Consider the following 20,673-nt stretch of genomic DNA (forward strand, 5'->3'; position numbering starts at 1 on the left):
TGTAACGGTGCCTGGAATGAGCGTTGCCGGGACGCTAACCCAACCAGCGACGCGCCTGCTGATCGCTGATGTCGCGATAATAGACGCGGTGAATGATTTCGCCGCAGCCCATGCAATGGGCGGAAATATAGGTGGAGAAGTAATGTCTGCCATTGGGTGCGACGGCACCCTGACGTTCAATAATAATGTCCTGCCATCGATGGCGGTGGGGAATAAGCACTAAAAATCGCATCATACATCCTGAATAGTATGAAGTTCCGCTTCAGGAGCTTTTAACTCCATGAAATAAAGTGTTTTTTACGATGATGCTGCGCGCAGGTTAATTATTATGGGGCGGTCTCAATAATCCGGAAAATATTACCGGTTAGGTTGATAAACAGTGGGTACCTATAAATAGGTATTTTTTGAGACCGGCGGCATTAAGCCTTTTTTTGCATCGCTAAGCGTTGATCAGGATCATAGGAAATGTTGCATGGCCGATTAATTACTATGCAATCGTGTTTTTTCTGCTACGTCTTCTTGTATTCACTACGGCGGAACACGAGCCCGGGACGGATCTCAGCAGGGTAAAGCTGAAAAAATCTGGTTCTGAACAGCGTCTGAATCCTGGCGTGGATCACATTTAACGTTCAGATCATTTCATGACGATATAAGGAGTAATAACAGAGTGCTTATAAAGCGGCTTAAAGCATGGTTAATATTTTTAAGAAAAAACACTTTATGATAAATTTGCTTGAGTAGAGTAATAGACCTTATTATTTATCACATTGGTTTAACACTAAATCAATGAAATTTTATCTTATTTGATATGTTGGTTCGAAAATAAAGCAATAAAAGAAATATCAAATGAATATTGATATTTCTTATTTTCATACACAATAATATTGTATGCTAATAAATTAATTAATTTTAGGGTTAAATTCTGACTTAAAGCTATATCTCCTGCCCCCTGTGATTTTTTATTTTGATGGAGATATCCTTTACGGGATAAGTCTCTTAATTTATGATTCTATAAATAATTACATAATGCTTTCTCTTGATAGAATTTCAGTAATGTCGTTTTGGAGGTTGCCAGGTGCTTTTTTTTTACTTAATCAGAAAGTTTTCATTTTTTTTCGTAACGGCTTTTTTATTTTCTTCTTTTTCTTTTTCTGTTTCGGCTGAAGGTGGCGTTTCAATACAGGGCACGCGTATTATCTATCCTCAGAACTCCCGTCAGGAAAGTATTTCTCTACGAAATTCCTCTGCAACGGATTCGTTTCTGGTCCAGTCATGGATAGAAAATGCCAACGGGAAAAAATCAAAAGACTTTATTGTTACGCCTCCGTTATATCTCAGTGGCCCTAAAAACGAGAATACGCTGCGATTGATGCTTGCCGCACCTGATATAGCGGGAGACAGAGAGGTTTTATACTATTTCGTGGCCAAAGCGATCCCTTCTATTGATAGCAAGGACACTTCCGGGAGAAGTGTTATTCGTATTGCTGCAGCAAGTCGAATTAAACTCTTTATTCGCCCGTCTGGCCTTAAAATAAAGCCAGAGAAAGCACCCGCTGAACTCAGCTTTAAACGGTTGGGTAAAAAAATAGAAATTACTAACCCTACACCCTATTATATTACGATGACAGAGATTAAACACAGCGGACGTTCTATCGCTGGAGTAATGGTTCCACCTATTGGCACCATGCTGTTAGATACCCCTTCAGATAGTAATAATACGCTGACTTTTAGTACTATCAATGATAGCGGAGCCATTACTAAACCCCAGACAGTTATAATGAAATGATAAAATTAAAATAATTTTTTATAAAAGATAATGCTTTTGCCAATGTAATTTTTATCCGGGTGAACAGGTTTTATTTTGAAAAATAATAAACAGGGGATATCTTGCATTGCGTTTTCTGCCTGGGGTGTTTTAATGGCAATTTCCGGCGTTGTTCATGCTGAACTCCAGTTTGACGCATCAATGATTTCCAATGATATTAATTCTGTGGCGGATTTATCACGATTTTCCAGCAAGGGGGCTCAGCTTCCAGGGACATATTTCGTCGATGTTTATCTGAACAGAAATAGCATTGCTTCCCGGAATATACGGTTTGTTTCCGCCGATGATGAAAAGCCTGAAAATAATTTGCGTGATTCAACCGGTCTGATGCCATGCCTTACCACAAAAGACCTTGTTGAAATGGGGGTGAAAACTACTGCGTTTCCTGAGTTAACCAGGCGTCCAGTGGATCAGTGCCTCTCTCCGGGCAGATATATTCCTGATGCCAGGGTTATTTTTGATTTTCAGAAAATGCGCCTGGACATCAGCATTCCGCAAGTCGCCTTACAGAATAATCCTCGCGGTTGGATTCCACCTGAGCAATGGGATGAAGGCATCAGTGCAGCTTTAATGAGCTGGCAATTCAGCGGAAGTGAAAACCATGGCGAGTATGGTAACAGCCGCAGTCAATATCTGAACCTGATGAGCGGGTTTAATGTTGGCCCCTGGCGTCTGCGGGATAATAGCACCTGGAGTTTTTACGAAAATCGTTACAGCCGTAAACAGCAATGGCAACACATTAACACCTACCTCCAGCGCGCTATTATCCCGTGGCGTAGTGAGCTGACGATTGGCGACAGCTCGACGAGTAGCGATGTGTTTGATCCTCTGGCTTTTCGCGGGGTGAGAATAGCAACAGATGATGAAATGTATCCGGAGACCATGCGTGGCTATGCGCCTGTTGTAAAAGGAATAGCAGGGAGTAATGCAGAAGTCAGTATTCGGCAGAATGGTAGTGTTATTTACCGTACCTATGTTGCCGCAGGGGCTTTCGTTATTAACGATCTATATCCACTCTCTTCGGGTGGCGATCTTGAGGTGGCAGTGACCGAGGCCGATGGCTCCGTAAGGGTATTTACGGTTCCTTATTCTTCTGTACCGGTGCTGCAACGTGCAGGGCATATTCGCTACGGTATGACTGCTGGTCGCTATCGCAATACGTCAGATCGCTATGATAAACCGGCATTTATGCAGGGAACTCTCCTTATGGGTTTGCCTCATAATCTGACCGCCTATAGCGGTGTTCAACTGGCGGATCAATACCGAGCGTTCGCGTTGGGTGCAGGGGTAAATTTAGGTATGTGGGGGGCGGCATCTGCCGATATTACCCAGGCAACCAGTACGCTGGCAGACGGTTCCAGGCACCAGGGGCAGTCGTTGCGTTTTCTTTTTGGTCGCTCGCTGGTTTCCACAGGAACCACGTTTCAATTAGTTGGATACCGTTATTCTACAGAGGGATTCCACACGCTGGATGAAACGGCACTGAAGAGAATGTCGGGATGGATGAATAACACCCTGGATGTGGATGCGGCAGGACGTCCGCTGAAGCAAAACTGGGTTGATCACTACAATCTGTACAGCAATAAACGTGACCGATTTCAGGCAAATATCACTCAACGTCTGGGGGATATGGGCTCCTTGTATCTCACGGGGACCCGTCAGACCTATTGGAACAACGCATCAACGACTCATTCTCTTCAGGCTGGTTTTAGCAGCGTCTTTAAAAAGATTAATTACAGCGTTTCTTATGGACAAACCCGCTACAGCGGGCAAAAGAGTGCCGATAAAACGCTTTATCTCACACTGTCAGTGCCACTGAATGATTTATTTGCAGACGGCAACAACCGCTCTTTGTGGGCGAATTACAGTGCGAATCGAGACGATCAGGGACATATCACTAATCAGGTTGGTCTGAGCGGTACCGCACTGGAGGAAGGAAATCTCAACTGGGCCGTTTCTCAAGGGTATGGACGTCGGGATGGCGGAAGCGGTGATGCTTCCCTGGCCTACCAGGGGACCTATGGCAATGCCTCTGCGGGATATGGCTACAGCCGTAACTATAAGCAGTACCGTTACGGGCTGTCTGGTAGTGCAGTTCTGCATAGCGGCGGGTTAACACTCGGGCAGCCGCTGGGTATCACCAATGTATTGGTGGCGGCGCCGGGCGCTGCCGGTGTTCCGGTAGCAAATGCCACAGGCATCCGCACGGACGCCAGGGGATATACTTTGCTGCCTTACGCCAGCATGTATCGGGAAAACAGAATCGCGCTGGACGTTAATCAACTGGATGACCACACAGAAATCGATAACGCAGTAACCCGTGTTGTCCCTACGCATGGGGCGCTGGTGCGAGCAGATTTTAAGACTCGCACGGGATTTCGCGTTCTTATGACGCTAATGCATAAGAATCAACCCTTACCGTTTGGTTCTACCGTCAGCATCGTCGGTGGAGAAAACAGTGGTCTGGTTGGGGATGGGGGACAGGTTTATTTGTCTGGAATGGCTTTGAAAGGAGAACTGAAAGCGAAGTGGGGACAGGGCGCCGAACAGCAATGTACGGTGCGATATGTGTTGCCAGTGAAAACGCAGTCCGTTCTCGTTCAGCATCAGGAAGTCTGTCGTTAGTGGCTAAAGGATTGGCTTTTTATTCACACCCCATTCGCGGTGATGTGAATTTCATTTAACTATCAAATTTTAAAAAAGGCTCTGCACAATATGAAGTTTATTAAATTTAAAAATGCTTTTGTTATGGGTGGCATTGCGGCTGCAATGTTAACGGTTTCTATTGGGGCGCAGGCTGCTTCCGAATCCGCAACGATTAATATCTCCGCCAACGTAGTAGCGAATACCTGTACGCCGGATTGGACAGCGGCTGGAAAAGACGTGAACATGAACCGGGTATCGGTAGATGATTTTGGGAGTGACAAAATTGGTGCCACTCAGCAATTCACTCTCAATTTGACAGAGTGTGGGGCGGGTACAACCAAAGTCAAAGTGACTGCTTCAGGTATAGCTGATACTACCGACAGCACTCTTTTTTCCAATACGTTGGCTGAAGGTGCGTCTGGAGTAGGTGTTGGGGTATGGGGAGGTCCGACTCAGGCAACTCAGCTCAATCCAGCAGGTAATAACAGCGTTGAATATGCGGTGTCAAACAATGCTGTCAATATGACGTTTTTAACCAAATTGATGAAAACGGGTACGGAAGCCGTTACCGCAGGTAATCTGAAAAGTATCGTTACACTGACTGTCGACTACGAGTAATTCAAAAGGCAGTGGTCCTTAGATCACTGCCTGTTTATTTATTATTCAGAGAGAGTTTTATGATTGCTGTATTCTCCAGAAAAAATGAAATCTATAAATTCAGCGGATCAGTTTTTGTTTTTCTGACAATGTTAAATTCATTGCCCGTTAACGCTGTAACCATTGAGGCTAACTCTCCAGGTTTAGCCGCGGTGGGAAAAAATACTACTGTTGTACTTGGTGGCGGTGGCGTCTATACGTTTGCGCTCAAAGCTACCGCCGATGGCAATGCTGTTCGTGATAGGGCAGCAGAGCAATGTCTGGATATCGTCTCGGGTACAATGACCGGAATCACTATTACAGGTTGGGGGGCGTTAACCTCATCCCTGGCATGGGGAGCTTCACTTAATTATTCAGCAACGCTGAGTAATCATTGTAATAATGAACTTCGGCGGTATGTGGGTTTGTGGAGTACAAAGGCGCCTGGCATATTCAGTGGCGACTGGGTAACTGTACCCGCAAACAGAACCTGCTCTGTAAATGTTGTCACCTCTCCAGCCATCCCTGACCTTGTACCAGGCAAAGCAGTCAACGCGATACAAATTACGTCTGCGTCAACGGGAACTGGAATGCTCGCTTTCAAACCCAATGCTAATAATGGCAGCAAAGGGACGATTACTGACGGAACACATTTTTTGACTTATTCTGTACCGGGTACAACGTGGAATAGTGGCACAGGGCAATGGACGGGAGGGTTGGGTGATTACTTGCTGAAACTGGATAATATTCCTGATCCAACAACGCCCGGTAAATATAAAGGAAATATGACAGCCACAATTTCATGTGACTAATCAGCGAGACCAGAATCGTAATGCAGTTAGGGTTGTGACCCATATGAAGAAAAGCGTAATGACACTGCAGAGATTGCGACAGTGAACATTATCGCCGCTTACAGTGCAGGCATTTCTCTGAACCGGTCAATTTCCGATCAGATTTTTTGCGACATATTCTTTGTCTCCCCTGGAGATTACTCTGCGTGAAACTCAGTTTTGTAGGTTCCCGACAATCAATATGGCTTTGAGCCTGAAAAACATCACATTGATTAAATACCCTCAATATTCGTAATGTCTTCATCAGAAGCATGAATACATTACCCTCTGAATGTATTTTCCGACGAACAGATCATCAAAAATGGCTATCAAGACGTGATGGAACTGAAGTGGATAAAGTGCCATAAACAGCAGCACACCCGTCTGAAGATAGTGGTAAGAAATCGAATAATTGTCCTGCCCCAGCAGACCCATTTTTACTATAGGGTTGAACAACGATTTGAAAAAGAGGGCGAAGGGTCATATCCAGCGTTGTTATAGGCTCGCATACATCACTAACAGGCGGATTTGCATTGCCCTCATTGTTTTGTAACCCGCACTCGTTTTCAGCAAGCTGAAAAGACGGAGTGTCTTTGCCCTGAAGCAGGCTTGTGCAAACAAGCCCCTTCCCTTAAGCTGCTAATAGATGGAGTAATATCTATATGACTCGGGGTGCCGCTTTCCACACGGAAAGGGCTGAGAAAAACCCGCTGACCTGAACTGGATAATGCCAGCGTAGGGAAGTCTGATGCCTGACCGCATTCGCCTTCTTGTTCGCCGGTTGGGAGCTACGATGACTCATCAATCTCAACACCTTTCTCTCGCGCATTTCGCGCCCGTTCTGCACACTTTCCGCCTTCACTCACCGCTGGTGCACTGCATGACTAATGACGTGGTGCAGAACTTCACCGCCAACGTCTTGCTGGCACTTAATGCTTCACCGGCAATGGTTATTGATGCTGAAGAAGCGGCAGAGTTTAGCCGCATCGCTGATGCGCTGCTGATCAACGTGGGCACCCTGACCCGCGAGCGCCAGCAGGCGATGCAGGCTGCTGTAATCGCGGCCCAGGAGGCGGGCACGCCCTGGACACTCGATCCGGTCGCTGTCGGCGCGCTGACGCTGCGCAGTAACTTCTGCCAGCAGCTATTAAGCCAGCAACCGGCGGTGATTCGCGGTAACGCGTCAGAGATTCTCGCGCTGGCGCAGCAGGCCAGCGGCGGACGCGGTGTCGATACGCTGCATCAGGCGGATGCGGCACTCGATGCGGCACTCGATGCGGCACAGCAACTTGCTGAGACCTGGAACACACTGGTTATCGTCACCGGTGAAGTGGACTATGCCACGGATGGTCAGCGGACACTCGCCATAAGCGGTGGAAGCCCCTTAATGACGCGGGTGGTCGGAACCGGCTGCGCGCTCTCGGCCGTGGTAGCGGGGTTCAGCAGTCTGCCGGGTGATCGGCTGATGAACATTGCGACGGCCTGTCAGGTAATGGCTCTATCGGGTGAAAAGGCGGCGGCGCTGGCCACCGGACCGGGTAGTTTCGCCACCGCGTTTATTGATGCACTCTGGACGCTGGAGGTGGAGCATGAAGCGCATTAATGCCCTGACAATTGCCGGTACCGATCCCAGCGGCGGCGCAGGGATTCAGGCCGATCTCAAAACCTTCTCAGCACTGGGAGCCTACGGCACCAGCGTGATCACCGCGCTGGTGGCACAGAACACGCTCGGCGTTCAGTCGGTCTATCGCATTGCACCTGACTTTGTCGCCGCCCAGCTCGATTCGGTGCTGGACGACGTCCGCATCGACAGCGCAAAAATCGGCATGCTGTCAGAAACCGCTATTGTAGAGCAGGTTGCGGCAAGGCTGAGGCGAGCTGCGATCCCGTTCGTGGTGCTGGATACGGTCATGGTCGCGAAAAGTGGCGATGCGCTGCTCTCGCCAGATGCCGTGGCCAGCGTTCGGGAGCTATTGTTGCCGCAGGTCTCGCTGATTACACCTAATCTGCCGGAAGCGGCGGCGTTGCTCGATTGTGCTGTCGCCAGCGATGAGGAAGAGATGCGCGAGCAGGGAAGGGCATTGCTGGCTCTGGGCTGTCAGGCTGTGCTGATGAAAGGCGGGCATCTGACGGCGAAGGAAAGTCCGGACTGGCTGATCACGTACTCAGCAGAGCAGCGATTCAGCACACCGCGCGTGAATACCCGTCATACGCATGGCACCGGCTGTACGCTGTCGGCCGCCTTAGCCGCGTTGCGGCCGCGCCATGCTGACTGGGCAGCGACGATTGGGGAAGCCAAAAACTGGTTACAACAGGCGTTATTACTGGCGGATTCGCTGGAGGTCGGGAAGGGTATCGGGCCGGTTCACCATTTTCATCAATGGTGGTGACGGCAAAGGCCCGCATCAGCCTTTTAATCAGGCGATGCGGGCGATGAGCGATTAGGGTGCCTCAAACCAGGCGCTGTTACGCTCCGCAATCGGGGTGATGGAGAAGATCATCTCCTGCAGATGGCGACGCATCGCTGCTTCGGCGGCGTCGGCGTCGTGATGTTTCAGCGCGGCAAAAATCTCTTCATGCTGCTCAATCAGCTTCTCCGGTGGAGAGACTTCACTCAGCGTCAGAAACCGTACCCGGTCCATGGCGGCTTTAATGTTTTCCACCGTCTCCCAGGCCAGCTTGCAGTCAATACTTTCAGCGATCAGGCGATGAAACTCATCGTCCAGAGTCAGAAAACCCTGGCTGTCATGGCGCTCACCGGCCATGCGCTGCAGCTGCAGGTTATGTTCCAGCGCCATCAGGGCTGAATCGTCTATCTCCAGCGCTGCACGACGCACCACTGACACTTCAACCGCCTCACGGATAAAACGGCCATCCGCCACCCGCTTAGCGGAGATTTTACGCACGAAGGTGCCGCGCTGCGGTAATACCTGTACCAGTCCGGCTTCGGCAAGCTTGATGAACGCTTCGCGCACTGGCTGGCGCGAGACGTTGAAGCGCGCGGAAACCTCTTTTTCAGAGAGCAGCGAACCCGGCTGAATGGCACAGGTAACGATATCTTTGCGCAGATAACGATAAATCTGCTGATTCACCGGTTCGCTGGTGGTAATGGTATAGGCGATCGACATGCAGCAATATCCATATTACGGCTGGCTAAGGCCAGCACGATGGGAAAGTGTCAGTCTAATCAGGGCGCTGCATCTGCGCCAGCGCTTTGTTAACCGCCATTATCCACGCTTGAGACACTGATGGACCGTGGCGCGAGCGCCCTGCGTGGTCAGTTGCTGATACCAGGCAGTCAGTCGGGCAACCACGTCTCCATTTTGCAGCAGGTCCTCGCCAAACACTTCGCGAAGGGAGAGTAACGCCCGCACGCGAGCCTCGCCATCGTCGCTGGCGGCAACGCACTCAGCCAGTTGCTTCTGCATCGGGTCGCGAATCTCAATCGGTTGATGCTTCTCGTCAATGCCGCCGACATAGCGCATCCAGCCCGCCACGCCCAGCAGCAGCAGGTCGCAGTCGCTGCCGCGCTGCAGGTGCCAGCGCAGGCTATCGAGCATACGTTGTGGCAATTTCTGGGTGCCGTCAGTGGCAATCTGTCCGGTGCGATGTTTAATCGCACGGTTTTCATAACGGGCTATCAGCGAATCAGCGTATGCATTGAGATCCACGCCCTGAGTGCGCAGCGTCGGGGCTTGCTCATCGACCATCAGTGAACGGGCGGCGGCGCGGAAATGCGGATCGGCCATACAGTCGCTGATGTACTCATAACCCGCCAGGAAGCCAAGATAAGCCAGGAAAGAGTGACTGCCATTCAACATCCGCAGTTTCATCTCTTCATAGGGCAGGACGTCGCTGACCAGTTCTGCGCCCGCTTTTTCCCACGCCGGACGACCATTAACGAAGTTATCCTCGATCACCCACTGGAAGAAGGGTTCCGCTTCAACCGCAACCGGATCGCTGCAACCCAGGCGGGCGTTCAGCGCGGCAAATGCCGCATCGGTCATGGCCGGAACGATGCGATCCACCATGGTTGAGGGGAAGGTGATGTGCTGCTGAATGTAGTCTGCCAGCGCCGGATCCTGATGCTGTGCCAGCTGCACAATCACATTACGGGTGACGTGACCATTTTCCGGCATGTTGTCGCAGGACATGACGCTGAACGCAGGCAGATCCTGCTCCCGTCGGCGGCGAATCGCGGCCAGAATCAGACCCGGCAGCGAGCGAGGCGAGTCCGGATTCTGCAGATCGTGCACGATATCAGGATGATCGGGATTTAAATTTCCACTGACGGGCTGGTGGCAGTAGCCTTTCTCGGTGACGGTCATGGAGACAATGGCCACGTCTGGCTGACACATTGCGTTAATCACTGCCTCAATACCGTCACTTTTACCGTGTAGCGCCTCGGTAATAACGCCAATTACCCGGGTCTGCAGTGAATCATCGGCCATCTCAGTGAGGGTATAGAGCAGATGCTGCTCACGCAGTGCCTGAATCAGTGCGCCACTGTTGAGGTTAACTTCGCAATACCCCCAGTCGCTTCCCTGTGCAGCAAGCTTATCGCTGCACAGTGCCTGATGAGCACGGTGAAAGGCACCAAAACCGATATGTACCATGCGGGTTTTTAATTTGCTGCGGTCGTAAACGGGGCGCTGTACGTCAGCGGGCAGGCGATCAAGCTGTAACATAATCCGTCCTTAATGGAAAACGGGGCGCAAAGCGCCCCAAAATCATCGTTCTGTTAGTGGAACAACACTCAGACCGAAACCGGTTTATCCCCGGTTTTCGGACTGCGAATCACAAACAACACCAGGAAGGCACCCAGCGCCGCGACACAACCGGCAAGGATAAAGGCGCTATCGAATTTGCCGGTGTGCTGAACAATAAAGCCTGTGACGATCGGCCCGATGATACCGGAGAGGCTACCCACCAGATGGATAAAGCCGCTGATGCTGCCGATACGACTCTTGTGCACCACATCCTGAATAATCGCCCAGTAGATCGCACCGGTGATGTAGAGAAAGAAAATCGACACCGACATCATCATCACGGCGGGAACAACTTCTTTTATCGTACCCGCCAGTGCTACACAAATTGCGGCTGCCAGCAGTGAGACCACCAGCACAATTTTACGGGACAACAACAGTTTGCCGGTGATATTGAAGATTTTATCGGAGATCCAGCCACCCAGCGCCAGGCCAACGAATCCGACAATCCACGGGATCATGGTGGTGATGCTCATCGATTTGATATCCAGGCTGTGCGCCTGCACCAGATAGGCCGGGAACCAGCTCAGGAAGAAGAACAGGATGTAGTTGTAGCAGAAGAAGGCAAACGCGGTGACCAGGATAATCGGCTGACGGAGGTAGTAGCCAAAGGGATGTGGCGTTTCTGCCAGGTCGACCTCATCATTCGGGTTGGTGGCTTTCAGGCGATCAATCAGCAGACGCTCCTCTTCGCTCACGCGTTTGCTCTTCGCTGGGTTATCTGCGGCGAAGAACAGCCAGAACGCCATCCATATCAGACCGATACAGCAGACGACCACAAACGCCGGACGCCAGCCGTAGGCCAGGGCCAGATAACCAATGATCGGCCCGGCGACTGCGCCACCCAGTGGTGAGCCGGCGCTCAGCAAGCCCATGGCCGTTGCGGCCTGTTTCTTCGGAAACCAGCCATTAATCGCCTTGTTAGCGGAGGAACAGATCGGGCCTTCAGCCATGCCAAACAGCACGCGCAGGATCAGCAGCGACCAGAAGCCGGTCGCCAGCGCGGTCATGCCGCAGAAAATGGACCAGGCACCGACCGCCACAGCCAGCACCACTTTAGGTCCAAAACGATCAACAGCGAGGCCGCCGACAAAGTTAAACAGGGCATAGCCAAAGAAGAAGCTGCCGAAAATCATGCCGAACTGCTCAGCATTAATCGCCAGATCTTTCTCCACCAGCGGCACCGTCAGCGACAGGGCGACACGATCGAGGTAGTTGATCATGTAAACCAGGAACAGCAGTAAAACGAGGGTCCAGCGCAGATTCTTGAACATAAAAACTCCGTGATCTGTTTTATCGTTATCGTTGTACCGGCGCGAACGTCGGCTCAGGTGACCTGGTGTTGAGCAGAGACTTAACCCATCTGAAGTATGACTTTGCAGCAGGTGCGGGGATCTTTTTCGAACAGGGTCATCGCGCGTTCAATCTCCAGCAGCGGGAAGTAGTGGGTGACCAGTTTCTCTGGCTGGATTAATCCTTTCTCTATCCAGTCAATCACCTGCGGGAAGCGGTTACTGTTCAGGCGGGAGGTAAACAGCGACAGCTCTTTGCTGGTCAGGCTTTGCTGAGTAATGCTGCACGGTTCGCCGGAAAAGCCCAGCAGGCCGATGCGCGCGGCCGGAGAGGCGAGCGCTGCGGCTTCCGCCAGAATGGAGGGATGGCAGGCCGCATCAATAATCAGCGTTGGCTGGACGCCCTCAAGCTGTGCCGCCAGCGGGATTTCGCTGTTATCGAACAGCTGATCGGCACCGCTCTGCGAAGCCAGCGCCAGACGTTCCGGCAGGCGATCCACCACCATCACCGTTTTGACCTTATAGACGCCTTTCAGCACCTGAATGGCGGTGAGACCCATCGGACCGGCACCATAAATCAGCGCCACATCGTCTGGCTGCGGTTTGAGGAATGCCGTGATGTTGGCCGCGATAGTGAAAGGCTCTACCAGACTGGCGAGTTTGTCGGGAATGGCGTCCGGCAATGGCCAGGCATTTTTTGCCGGAGCCAGCGCATAGTCGCTGAAGCCGCCGTCGCGATGCACGCCAATCACCTGCAGCGTGGTACAAACATTGGGACGACCCACCGAGCAGGGATAGCAGCTGCCGCAGCTCACCACCGGATCGACCGCCACGCGCTCACCGAGTCGGGCCGCGTTGACACCGTCGCCCACCGCATCGATAACGCCAAAAAATTCGTGACCAATGACACGTGGATATTTCGCAAACGGATTATGACCATGCCAGATATGCACATCAGAACCGCAGATGCTGGCATACGCCACCTTAACCCGCACTTCGCCTGCCGCCGGTTGTGGCAGCGGACGTTCAGCAATCACCAGCTGGCCCGGCTGTTCGATAACAACACTTTTCATAGGGTTCTCCTTACCAGTTCCACAGGGTGCCATCTTCAAGACGGGCAACCGGCAGATAGGCAGGTTCATAGGGATATTTCGCGGCCAGTTTCTCATTGAACTCAATGCCGAGGCCCGGCTTGTCACCTGGATGCATGTAGCCCTGATCAAAGGTCCAGTTTGCGTCAAATAGCTCCATCATCTGTTCAGAGAAGCCCATGTACTCCTGCACGCCGAAGTTCGGCACCCAGAGGTCAAAGTGCAGCGCCGCCGCCATGCAAATCGGGGAGAGATCGGAAGGACCGTGCGAGCCAGTGCGCACCTGATAGAGCGAGGCAAAATCAGCGATACGGCGCATACCGGTAATGCCGCCCGCATGTGTGATGGTGGTGCGGATGTAGTCGATCAGCTGCTCTTCAATCAGCTGCTTACAATCCCAGATGCTGTTGAACACTTCGCCCACCGCAATTGGCGTGACGGTGTGCTGACGGATCAGACGGAAGCACGCCTGATTCTCAGCAGGCGTCGGATCTTCCATCCAGAACAGGCGATAATCTTCCACACTCTTACCAAAACGCGCCGCTTCAATCGGCGTCAGGCGGTGGTGCATGTCATGCAGCAGATGCTCATCGAAACCAAACCTGTCGCGGATAGCGGCAAACAGTTTCGGCGTGAAATCGAGGTATTTCTCAGTTGACCACAACTGCTCTTCCGGCCAGTTACCTTTGGTTGCAGGCTCGTAAGCCAGGCCTTTGCCTTTTGCCATCCCGTATGTGGTCTTCATGCCCGGCACGCCGCACTGTGCGCGAATCGCTTTGAAGCCCAGCTCTTTGTGCTTCGCGTAGTCATCCATCACTTCATCGATGGAATGGCCGGTGGTGTGGCAATAGACCATCACGCCAGTCCGTGAGGCACCGCCCAGCAACTGGTAAACCGGCATATTGGCGGCTTTGCCTTTGATATCCCACAATGCCATATCAACTGCAGAAATAGCGGACATGGTCACCGGACCACGACGCCAGTAAGCGCCTTTGTAGAAATATTGCCAGATATCTTCGATCTGATGGGCATCGCGGCCAATCAGCTGCGGACAGACGTGATCTTTCAGGTAGGAGGCGACCGGTAATTCACGGCCATTCAGCGTGGCGTCGCCAATGCCGGTCAGTCCCTGATCGGTGGTGATTTTCACGGTGACAAAGTTTCTGCCTGCGCAGGTTACAAATACTTCCGCCTTAACTATTTTCATCCTGTTTGCCTTTCAGTCAGCGTTCAATGACGAAAAAGTACGCGCTTTAATACTACCATACAAGTCAGGCTGGCAGAGTTGTGAACCCAGTCACAGAGAGTTTCAGGGGGACCAAAGCACGGCAAAAAGGAGAAATGAAAGAGGCATTTTTTAAAAACAAAGATTCAGACCGGTGTTAAAAGGGAGCTTTCGCCCCCCTTACTCAGGCTCAGGAAAGGAGTTCACACTGCGGTGGCAGACGACAGCTCAGCGCGCCCTCCATCACCTCAATCACGAATTCCCGTCCTGAGAGCGGCTCGCCATCAAGGTTAAAGGTCATCTCATGCGGCGAACGGATGGTCAGTGACGCCAGCTGCGTCGTGACAATACCAGGATTGTCATCGTCGCCGGTCAGCGAGTGCAGCAACGTTGGCAGCAGCTCCTGCGCGGTGACAATGCTGACGTCCAGGCGGCCATCATTAATCAAAGCCGACGGGCACAAGCGCTGACCGCCGCCCGCCTGACGCCCATTACCGATACCGATCACCAGAGCATCACCCTGCCAGGCGAAATCGGGACCGCTGATCTCGCAGGTATCCGGCTTCAGGGTATCCATGCGCATCAGGCCGTGAATAAAGTAGGAGACACCGCCCAGCGCCGACTTCAGTTTTTCCGGGGTTTCTGTGGTGATGCGGGTGCCAAATCCGCCCGTTGCCATATTGATGAAGTAGTGGCTCTGGTTCACTCTGGCCAGATCGATGGCATTCGCTTTGCCCTCAATCGCCAGCCGCAGTGCCGGTTCCATCTCTTCCGGGATGCCGACGCTGGTGGCAAAGTCGTTGGCGGTGCCCAGCGGCAGGATGCCCAGCACCGGACGATGATCGGCGCTGGATGCCGCGAGCGCCGTCGCGATCTCATTGATCGTGCCATCGCCACCGCCTGCCACCACGGTCTCGGCCTTCAGCGCAATCGCCTCTTTGACATACCTGTCGCCGTCACCTTTTTCAAACGTGACACGCACCGCAATATCGAAGCCTTCTTCACGAAGGGTAGTAATGGCTTCGCGCAGATCATCATTGCCCGCGCCTTTCCCATTCAGGATGAGTAGCGTAAGCGGTTTATTATCCATTTTGCGTTCCTTGAAGATCTACAGAGTAAGAAGGGGAATTTATAACATAGCTGCCAGCAGTAAATAATTGGCGAAAGAGAGAAAAAAGAAAACCCGCACGGGGGAGCCGGGCGGGTAAATGAGGTGGTTCCAGGTAAATCTGCCGTTTGTTGTTACTCATTAGCAGCAGGCGGGACTATAAAGCAGCCCTGCACAGGGGTCTGTGATCCTGTTCTGATTTCCTCAAAATGTTTCCGTTAGTAAACGATTATGTGGATCACGAGTATCTTCGCCGTGATCGAAGTTGCGCAGCAGCAGTGCAAAGCGCAGATCAACCTCTTCCGGCACCCGCAGCCAGACGCGATGGCCATCGCCCGGCGCCACTTCAGTGGGTTCGCTGCGGGCATTCTGCAGCGCATCCAGCTGGCAATGCAGATTTCCGTCAGGCGTCATGATCTCCACGCTGTCGTGCAGCATAAACTTATTCTTCACCGCGACTTCAGCCCATTCGCCCCGGCGCTCGCCGGTGAATTCGCCGACAAACTGCTGGCGATCGGAAACTGAAAAACCCTGCTGATAATTCTGGTAGCTGTCGTGCGTGTGGCGGCGCAGGAAGCCTTCGGTATAGCCGCGATGTGCCAGACCTTCCAGCGTTAACAGGAGTGATGGGTCAAACGGCTTGCCGGCAGCGGCATCGTCAATCGCCCGACGATAAACCTGGGCAGTGCGGGCGCAGTAATAGTAGGACTTGGTGCGTCCCTCAATTTTCAGCGAATGCACGCCCATCTCGCTGAGCCGCTCAACATGCGCGACCGCGCGCAGATCCCGCGAGTTCATAATGTAGGTGCCGTGTTCATCTTCGAACGCGCTCATTACCTCACCGGGCTTCATCTTCTCTTCCAGCAGAAACACCTTGTCGGTGGGCTGTCCGATACCCAGCACAGGCGTGACATCCTGCACCACGACAGGCTCGTGGATACCGACGATATTCCCCACCTCATCCTGCTGGCCTTCCTGCACGTTATATTCCCAGCGGCAGGCATTGGTGCAGGTGCCCTGATTCGGGTCACGTTTGTTCATATAGCCTGACAGCAGGCAGCGACCGGAATAGGCCATGCAGAGCGCGCCATGAACGAAGACTTCCAGCTCCATCTCCGGCACCTGCTGGCGGATCTCAGCGATCTCCTCCAGCGACAGCTCGCGTGACAGAATCACCCGACTCAGCCCCATCTGCTGCCAGAATTTAACCGTGGCCCAGTTGACCGCATTAGCCTGCACCGATAGATGAATCGGCATGTCCGGGAAAGCATCACGCACCAGCATGATCAGGCCAGGATCGGACATGATCAGCGCGTCAGGCTGCATCGCCACCACCGGCGCTAAGTCGCGAATAAAGGTTTTCAGCTTGGCGTTGTGCGGCGCAATGTTCACCACCACATAGAATTTTTTACCCAGCGCGTGCGCTTCATTGATGCCCACTGCGAGATTTTCATGGGTGAATTCGTTATTGCGCACCCGCAGGCTGTAGCGCGGCTGGCCGGCATACACGGCATCGGCACCATACGCAAAGGCATAACGCATGTTTTTCAGCGTACCGGCGGGGGAAAGCAGTTCGGGTTTCATGGTTTTCTCACTGATGTCAGGTCAGTATGCCGCCTCAGGCGGCAGGTGCAGGGCCATTAAGCCCTGCAAAGGGTGCGAAATTGTAGGCAGTGAGAAAAGGGAAGTAAATTGATCGGGATCAAACTAGATCAAATGACAGGCATCAGCTTCCCAGCGATAGCCCATGCCATAGACGGCGCGGATAAAGGGTTGCTCGCTGTCCAGGTTCTCCAGCTTGCGCCGCAGATTCTTGATATGGCTGTCGATGGTGCGATCCGTGACGACCCGGTAGTCATCATAAAGATGGTTGAGCAGCTGTTCGCGTGAAAAGACTTTGCCGGGCTCCAGCGACAGCGTTTTCAGCAGGCGAAACTCCGCCGGGGTCAGGTCCAGCGGCTTTTCGCGCCAGCTGGCGAAGAAGCGGCTCTCATCGACCCGGAGTAGCGATGCGCTCTGCGGCTCTTCTGATGATCGTTTTACGCGGCGCAGAATCGTTTTGACCCGTGCGACCACTTCACGTGGGCTGAAGGGTTTACAGATGTAGTCATCTGCGCCCAGCTCCAGCCCCAGCAGCCGATCGATCTCCTCGGTGCGGGCGGTGACCATAATAATCGGCAGCTCGGAATGACGGCGGATTTCGCGGCACAGTGTTAAGCCATCGGTACCCGGCAGCATCAAATCCAGCAGCATCAGGTCGGGCGGCGTCTGGCGCACATACTCCAGCACCGCATTGCCGTCGGCGATGTGATGGGTCTGGTAATTCGAGGCGTGCAGATAATCGATCATCAGCTGCGCCAGTTTCGGCTCATCTTCGACCACCAGAATCAGCGGATCGTGGTTTTCCTGGCTCATAAGCGTCTATACAAGGGGAACATAGCGCAAGTGTAGCGCGATTTTCAGTCCACCTAAATCAGAGTGCGTCGCATGAATATCGCCGCCGTGAGCGTCTGCAATATTTTTACAGATGGCCAGGCCCAGGCCGGAGCCGCCGCTGGCGCGATTGCGTGAGCCTTCGGTGCGGAAGAATCGCTCAAAAATCTGCGCCTGATGTTCCCTGTCGACGCCGGGTGCGCTGTCATCAAAATCGATGCGCCAGTGGGGGGTTTCATACTTCAGTGTGACTTCAACCCGCCCGCCGCTGTCCGTGTAGCGCAGGCTGTTCTCCAGCAGATTGGTGAATAACTGCATCAGGCGGTCGGGATCGCCAAAGAAGGGAGCGCTATCGGGCAAATTTAGTTTCAGCGTCAGACCATGCGCGCGATAGCGTTCGGCAAAGCTGCCGGCCGTCACTTCCAGCAGCTGCACCAGATCGGTGGCCTGTTTGCGGTAGGCGAGGGCACCCTCATCCGACAGCGACAGCTGATGCAGATCGTCGACCAGCTTGGTCAGCACCACCACTTCGCTCTGCAGCGATGCGATCGCTTCTGGCGTCAGTTTGCGTACCCCATCCTGCATCGCTTCCAGTTCACCGCGCAGGATAGCCAGCGGCGTGCGCAGTTCATGGGAGATGTCGGCCATAAAGGCACGCCGCATGCTTTCGTTTTTCTCCAGCGAGCTGGCAAGAAGGTTAAAATCACCGGCCAGCTGGCCCAGCTCATCGCGGCTGCTGACCTCCACGCGGGTAGCAAAATTACCGGCCGCCAGATGATGGGTGCCATCCACCAGCCGTTTGACCGGGGCAAGCAGGCCGCGCGCCATCAGCCAGGTCGCCAGCGCCGCCAGAAGTGTCGACAGACCGACGATAATCCAGCTGGTGCGTCGCTGCTGTTGATCGAAGTTAATGTCGGTGCTGCGCGTCAGCCGCTCCGGCGGCGAGCCGATCACCCAGCCAACGACTTTATTATTGCTGGTGGTGATATTGCGTCGGGTGCCTTCGGGCGGCACCGGTGATTTTGGTCCGGCCAGTACTTTATATTGCTGGTCGAGGATCCAGAACTGGGTGCGCCAGCCGTGTGGTGGCAGCTGACTGTTGCTGTCCGGATTCTGCTCCAGCGAGCGCAGCATGGTGAAGACCAGCCGATCGTTGTGGCGCAAAAAATCCCAGTTGCCGTGCTGTTCATACTGATCGGCCAGCGCATCGCTGAGCAGATTTAACCGCTGCTCGTTGCCGCGCTTGATGTAGTCGACAAAGCCATGCTCGAAACTGAGGCGAACGCCCCAGTGCATGGTGATCAGCACCAGCATGCAGGTGGCGAAAATCGCCATAAACAGTTTGGCCCCGATACCCAGGCGCAGGTTGAGTTTCATTTTTTTCTCCGGCGTCGCAGATCGACATGGGTATTCACCTGTGGCGGGACGCGCCAGAACACCAGCGCGGGCAGGATGATAATCAGCGACATACAAAGGTAGGTATAAATAAACATCTGATGTTCCGCTGCGCTGCTCGCAACGCTTTCCTGGGCAAACGCCCCCAGCAACAACCCGGCCACGGTGACACCGATACTCATCGACAGTTGCATAATCATCGACAGCAGGCTGTTACCGCTGGACGCCAGCTCATCAGGCAGGTCCTTCAGCGTCAGGGTATTCATCGAAGAGAAGCGAATGGCATTGACCATCCCCTGCAGAAACAGCACCAGCGGCAGCAGCCAGACCCAGCCCAGCAGCGCCACCAGCGGAAATAGCAGCACCACCAGCGCCAGCGCTACGGTCGACATCACCAGCACGTTACGGTAGCCATAGAGATTGACGATGCGCACCACAATGCGCTTCATCCCCATATTCCCCAGCACCATCGGAATCATCATCAGACCGGCGTGAAACGGGCTGTAGCCCATGCCGAGCTGGAGAAAGATAGGCGTCATAAAGGGCAGCATGCCGCTGCCGATGCGGCCGGTAAAACTGCCGAGCAGGCCAATGGCGTAAACGCGATTATCAAACAGCTTCAGGCTGAACAGTGCAGTGTCATTGCCGCGGGCATGCATCAGGTAGAAGAGCAGAGAGAACATACCGATGAGGATCATGGCACCCAGCAGCAGCGGAGAGCCGCCACTACTGCGCTGACCATCCAGCGCCAGTGTCAGGGTTGCCATCCCGGCGGCCAGCAGGATAAAGCCACCAAAATCAAAGCGACGCGTCTGCATGCGGTAATTGGGCATCAGGATCAGAGTGGCGATAGCGCCTGCGATGCCGACCGGAATATTGATCAGAAAGATCCAGTGCCAGCTGGCGTACTCCACCAGTACACCGCCCAGCGCCGGACCCAGCAGCGGGCCGATCTGGCCGGGCAGCGTCACAAAGGTCATGGCGGACATATACTGCTCGCGCGGCACGATTTTCATCACCGTCAGGCGACCTACCGGCACCATCATGGCCCCGCCAATCCCCTGAACCACCCGTGACAGTACCAGTTGATCCAGCGTGCCGGAAACGGCGCACAGCAGCGATCCCAGGCTGAACAGCACAATTGCGGAGAAGAAGATATTGCGCACGCCAAAGCGATCCGCCAGCCAGCCGCTGACTGGCAGCATTACCGCCACGGTCAGCACGTAATAGACGATCACCGAATGCATGTGCAACGGACTGACACCCAGGTCATGCGCCATCGATGGGATCGCGGTATTCACGATGGTGGTATCCAGCGTCTGCATAAAGAAGCCGATAGCAACGATCCACAGTTGCCAGCGGACGTTAGTGCTCTGCGTAGTCATCGATCCCTCCGATAAAAGCGTCACGCCCCATGCCGGCCGAC

17 protein-coding genes and 1 riboswitch are annotated in these 20,673 nt (G+C 53.4%); of the genes, 6 read left to right on the forward strand and 11 right to left on the reverse strand.

Annotation, left to right across the window (positions count from 1 at the left end):
• Positions 1–34 precede the first annotated feature (34 nt).
• Complete coding sequence (locus tag ACR8BF_RS06745) at positions 35–232, reverse strand: hypothetical protein (protein ID WP_314984739.1); 198 nt, start codon at positions 230–232, stop codon at positions 35–37.
• 843 nt (positions 233–1,075) lie between these two features.
• Between ACR8BF_RS06745 and ACR8BF_RS06750 the strand changes: the two genes are divergently transcribed.
• The 6 genes from ACR8BF_RS06750 to thiD all read left to right on the forward strand — a co-directional run bounded on the left by ACR8BF_RS06750 (position 1,076) and on the right by thiD (position 8,327).
• Complete coding sequence (locus tag ACR8BF_RS06750; RefSeq protein WP_434745752.1) at positions 1,076–1,786, forward strand: fimbria/pilus periplasmic chaperone; 711 nt, start codon at positions 1,076–1,078, stop codon at positions 1,784–1,786.
• 75 nt (positions 1,787–1,861) lie between these two features.
• A complete protein-coding gene (locus ACR8BF_RS06755; RefSeq protein WP_434745753.1) occupies positions 1,862–4,450 on the forward strand; it encodes a fimbrial biogenesis usher protein in 2,589 nt (862 codons plus the stop codon).
• Between the two features lie 90 nt (positions 4,451–4,540).
• Entirely contained in the window at positions 4,541–5,089 is a 549-nt protein-coding gene (locus ACR8BF_RS06760) for a fimbrial protein (RefSeq protein WP_179895287.1), read from the forward strand.
• Positions 5,090–5,148: 59 nt separating this feature from the next.
• The gene (locus ACR8BF_RS06765; RefSeq protein WP_434745754.1) at positions 5,149–5,919 is read left to right on the forward strand and encodes a hypothetical protein; all 771 of its coding nucleotides are present in this window, start codon (positions 5,149–5,151) and stop codon (positions 5,917–5,919) included.
• A 676-nt stretch (positions 5,920–6,595) separates the two neighbouring features.
• A riboswitch (TPP riboswitch) is annotated at positions 6,596–6,696 on the forward strand.
• A gap of 34 nt (positions 6,697–6,730) precedes the next feature.
• The gene (gene thiM / locus ACR8BF_RS06770; RefSeq protein WP_434745755.1) at positions 6,731–7,540 is read left to right on the forward strand and encodes a hydroxyethylthiazole kinase; all 810 of its coding nucleotides are present in this window, start codon (positions 6,731–6,733) and stop codon (positions 7,538–7,540) included.
• Positions 7,527–8,327 carry a bifunctional hydroxymethylpyrimidine kinase/phosphomethylpyrimidine kinase gene (gene thiD / locus ACR8BF_RS06775; RefSeq protein ID WP_179895290.1) on the forward strand — a complete coding sequence of 267 codons (801 nt, stop codon included), beginning with the start codon at positions 7,527–7,529 and terminating at the stop codon, positions 8,325–8,327. Before thiM ends, thiD begins: the two co-directional genes overlap by 14 nt.
• 51 nt (positions 8,328–8,378) lie before the next feature.
• Here thiD and ACR8BF_RS06780 read toward each other — a convergent pair whose 3' ends face one another.
• From ACR8BF_RS06780 to ACR8BF_RS06825, 10 genes are all read right to left on the reverse strand, one after another.
• Positions 8,379–9,065: a GntR family transcriptional regulator gene (locus tag ACR8BF_RS06780; RefSeq protein WP_179895291.1), complete on the reverse strand. Its 687-nt coding sequence runs from the start codon at positions 9,063–9,065 to the stop codon at positions 8,379–8,381.
• A gap of 99 nt (positions 9,066–9,164) precedes the next feature.
• Entirely contained in the window at positions 9,165–10,625 is a 1,461-nt protein-coding gene (locus ACR8BF_RS06785) for a mannitol dehydrogenase family protein (protein ID WP_179895292.1), read from the reverse strand.
• Positions 10,626–10,693: 68 nt separating this feature from the next.
• Positions 10,694–11,977, reverse strand: coding sequence for an MFS transporter (locus tag ACR8BF_RS06790; protein ID WP_179895293.1), 1,284 nt, complete (start codon positions 11,975–11,977; stop codon positions 10,694–10,696).
• Between the two features lie 80 nt (positions 11,978–12,057).
• Complete coding sequence (locus ACR8BF_RS06795; protein ID WP_313700434.1) at positions 12,058–13,068, reverse strand: Zn-dependent oxidoreductase; 1,011 nt, start codon at positions 13,066–13,068, stop codon at positions 12,058–12,060.
• A 10-nt stretch (positions 13,069–13,078) separates the two neighbouring features.
• Positions 13,079–14,293, reverse strand: a complete 1,215-nt coding sequence (gene manD / locus ACR8BF_RS06800; protein WP_179895295.1) for a D-mannonate dehydratase ManD — start codon at positions 14,291–14,293, stop codon at positions 13,079–13,081.
• Between the two features lie 208 nt (positions 14,294–14,501).
• Positions 14,502–15,401, reverse strand: coding sequence for a lipid kinase YegS (yegS, locus tag ACR8BF_RS06805; protein WP_179895296.1), 900 nt, complete (start codon positions 15,399–15,401; stop codon positions 14,502–14,504).
• Between the two features lie 222 nt (positions 15,402–15,623).
• Positions 15,624–17,003 carry a tRNA 5-hydroxyuridine modification protein YegQ gene (gene yegQ / locus ACR8BF_RS06810; RefSeq protein WP_314984431.1) on the reverse strand — a complete coding sequence of 460 codons (1,380 nt, stop codon included), beginning with the start codon at positions 17,001–17,003 and terminating at the stop codon, positions 15,624–15,626.
• A 123-nt stretch (positions 17,004–17,126) separates the two neighbouring features.
• Positions 17,127–17,834: a two-component system response regulator BaeR gene (baeR, locus tag ACR8BF_RS06815; protein WP_179895298.1), complete on the reverse strand. Its 708-nt coding sequence runs from the start codon at positions 17,832–17,834 to the stop codon at positions 17,127–17,129.
• A gap of 6 nt (positions 17,835–17,840) precedes the next feature.
• Complete coding sequence (gene baeS, locus ACR8BF_RS06820; RefSeq protein ID WP_434745756.1) at positions 17,841–19,229, reverse strand: two-component system sensor histidine kinase BaeS; 1,389 nt, start codon at positions 19,227–19,229, stop codon at positions 17,841–17,843.
• Positions 19,226–20,632 carry an MFS transporter gene (locus tag ACR8BF_RS06825; protein ID WP_434745757.1) on the reverse strand — a complete coding sequence of 469 codons (1,407 nt, stop codon included), beginning with the start codon at positions 20,630–20,632 and terminating at the stop codon, positions 19,226–19,228. Before ACR8BF_RS06825 ends, baeS begins: the two co-directional genes overlap by 4 nt.
• Between the last annotated feature and the right edge of the window lie 41 nt (positions 20,633–20,673).

This window comes from Candidatus Pantoea rara, assembly GCF_051136265.1.
GTDB lineage: Bacteria > Pseudomonadota > Gammaproteobacteria > Enterobacterales > Enterobacteriaceae > Pantoea > Pantoea rara.

What these genes read in the sequence shown, in the direction of transcription:
- ACR8BF_RS06795 (WP_313700434.1), bottom strand. Translation starts at nt 13,068, where the DNA reads ATGAAAAGTGTTGTTATCGAACAGCCGGGCCAGCTGGTGATTGCTGAA.
- thiM (WP_434745755.1), top strand. Translation starts at nt 6,731, where the DNA reads ATGACTCATCAATCTCAACACCTTTCTCTCGCGCATTTCGCGCCCGTT.
- ACR8BF_RS06745 (WP_314984739.1), bottom strand. Translation starts at nt 232, where the DNA reads ATGCGATTTTTAGTGCTTATTCCCCACCGCCATCGATGGCAGGACATT.
- ACR8BF_RS06780 (WP_179895291.1), bottom strand. Translation starts at nt 9,065, where the DNA reads ATGTCGATCGCCTATACCATTACCACCAGCGAACCGGTGAATCAGCAG.
- baeR (WP_179895298.1), bottom strand. Translation starts at nt 17,834, where the DNA reads ATGAGCCAGGAAAACCACGATCCGCTGATTCTGGTGGTCGAAGATGAG.
- ACR8BF_RS06825 (WP_434745757.1), bottom strand. Translation starts at nt 20,632, where the DNA reads ATGACTACGCAGAGCACTAACGTCCGCTGGCAACTGTGGATCGTTGCT.
- ACR8BF_RS06760 (WP_179895287.1), top strand. Translation starts at nt 4,541, where the DNA reads ATGAAGTTTATTAAATTTAAAAATGCTTTTGTTATGGGTGGCATTGCG.
- baeS (WP_434745756.1), bottom strand. Translation starts at nt 19,229, where the DNA reads ATGAAACTCAACCTGCGCCTGGGTATCGGGGCCAAACTGTTTATGGCG.
- ACR8BF_RS06785 (WP_179895292.1), bottom strand. Translation starts at nt 10,625, where the DNA reads ATGTTACAGCTTGATCGCCTGCCCGCTGACGTACAGCGCCCCGTTTAC.
- yegS (WP_179895296.1), bottom strand. Translation starts at nt 15,401, where the DNA reads ATGGATAATAAACCGCTTACGCTACTCATCCTGAATGGGAAAGGCGCG.
- thiD (WP_179895290.1), top strand. Translation starts at nt 7,527, where the DNA reads ATGAAGCGCATTAATGCCCTGACAATTGCCGGTACCGATCCCAGCGGC.
- yegQ (WP_314984431.1), bottom strand. Translation starts at nt 17,003, where the DNA reads ATGAAACCCGAACTGCTTTCCCCCGCCGGTACGCTGAAAAACATGCGT.
- manD (WP_179895295.1), bottom strand. Translation starts at nt 14,293, where the DNA reads ATGAAAATAGTTAAGGCGGAAGTATTTGTAACCTGCGCAGGCAGAAAC.
- ACR8BF_RS06765 (WP_434745754.1), top strand. Translation starts at nt 5,149, where the DNA reads ATGATTGCTGTATTCTCCAGAAAAAATGAAATCTATAAATTCAGCGGA.
- ACR8BF_RS06790 (WP_179895293.1), bottom strand. Translation starts at nt 11,977, where the DNA reads ATGTTCAAGAATCTGCGCTGGACCCTCGTTTTACTGCTGTTCCTGGTT.